Below are 1,537 nucleotides of genomic sequence, written 5' to 3'. Positions count from 1 at the left end.
CACCACCATCTACGAAACTTGAATTCAGGAAAGATTCAAGTTTCTATCGGGGCGACAACTATTTTGCCGCGGGGGGATGTAGCGAATCGCGTTGTTCACGCGAATAGTATTGGCGGCGTTATCGAGATCGCCCGGATGCGACGAGGCCGGCCCCCCAAGCAGCCCCTCGGCGGTCACGGGTTCCGGGAAATAAAAGATCATGTCGTACTGCCGCCCGAGGGTGAGGCTCCCAAGGCGATCACTGCTGAGACCCACGAATGCCTGGCGGCCAAATGCAGTTCCACCTTGACCGAATGCGCCGTTGTTCAAGTTGATGCCGGACTCAAGTGTGAAGATCGCCTTGAGGCCGCCGCCGAGGTCTTCACTGCCCGTCATCCCCCATCGACTGCCGAAGATGCCGCCCAGCGAGTCAAGAGAGACCCGCTTGCCGGCCCCGCTATTGCTCTGAAACACCACGCCTTCGTCGATGACCCCATACAACGTAACGGAGCTTTGTGCGTAACTCGCAACCGAGAACGCGCCGAAGAGAGCTGTGCAGATAAGGTTTCGATAGAACGGATTTTTCATGCGTAGATCTCCTAACCAAATGTAAGAATATTTTTGTTTCCGGATAGTCGTTTACCGCGAAGTAAACAGGCTTGCTCAAATGCCTTTACTCGATCTCCGGCAAAACGAGCGAGGCTTGATATGGTGAGTCTCGACGGCCCCGCACGATTTACCTCAGGTGCGGCGCTTCGGCACCATGCCTGAAGTGCTCGAACAAACATCGGTCTCGGTCATCGCAACCATTTGACTCGGGTGGTCGGCTCCCGCATTTGTGTGGACTCGGCGCCCAGACGAGGGAGCCGAGTCCTGTCCTTTAGCTGTCGGCGCAAACGAAACTTGAAGCGCTATTTGCGTCACCGGATCCCTTGTACTTCGGGAATTGCGGGTACTCGCACAACGGACGAGTACGTCCCTTGGTAGCGGGATTCCCATCCGTCACGACCGGGCTGACGGGTGCTTGTCCCGATGCCACCCACCCATCCAGCGCTGCCAGCGAGTCCCACTGCAACGCAAACGTGCCGTTCGCATGGCCGAACCCTGGTGCAACGTAATACCGGACAAAGCTGCTCGTCGAATCGCCGTATCGTGCCGCCACCTTACTGAAGTAAGCGGTCGTTTGATTGGGCGTCACCAACATGTCAGTCGTGCCCTGCACCAGGATCAGCTTTCCGCCTTTCTTCTGAAACGTATCGAGATCCGGATTCGTCGCGTCCAGCTCATTGGACAACTGCGTGACCCGCGGTTGCCACGCACGGTAGTCAAAACCGGTACTCGTGCCATTCGCATTTTGCTCGTCGAAGTACTTGATGACGGGATTGAACAGGTTGTAGTAAGCGGTATGCGTGCCGTCCGTCCCAAAGGGGTCGAACAGTACTCCTTCCACGTCAGCACCTTGGAACACCGGGTATGGCCCAATGCTAGTGTAGCGTTCGATTCTTGATTGAACGTAAATGAATCGCCTGCCTCCAACGTCTACTTTGGTTTGCATTGG

At 56.1% G+C, this 1,537-nt stretch carries 1 protein-coding gene and 1 pseudogene; both read right to left on the bottom strand.

Annotated elements, in window-relative coordinates; translation table 11 throughout:
* Positions 1-69: 69 nt before the first annotated feature.
* A pseudogene (locus BDO18943_RS42405) lies at positions 70-567 on the bottom strand (porin); the annotation flags it as partial.
* Between the two features lie 292 nt (positions 568-859).
* A partial coding sequence (locus BDO18943_RS42400) for a tannase/feruloyl esterase family alpha/beta hydrolase (RefSeq protein ID WP_210771980.1) occupies positions 860-1,537 on the bottom strand: 678 nt, incomplete at its 5' end.

It is taken from the genome of Burkholderia aenigmatica (genome assembly GCF_902499175.1).
Classification (GTDB): domain Bacteria; phylum Pseudomonadota; class Gammaproteobacteria; order Burkholderiales; family Burkholderiaceae; genus Burkholderia; species Burkholderia aenigmatica.
This window is presented reverse-complemented; position numbering and strand designations above follow the sequence as displayed.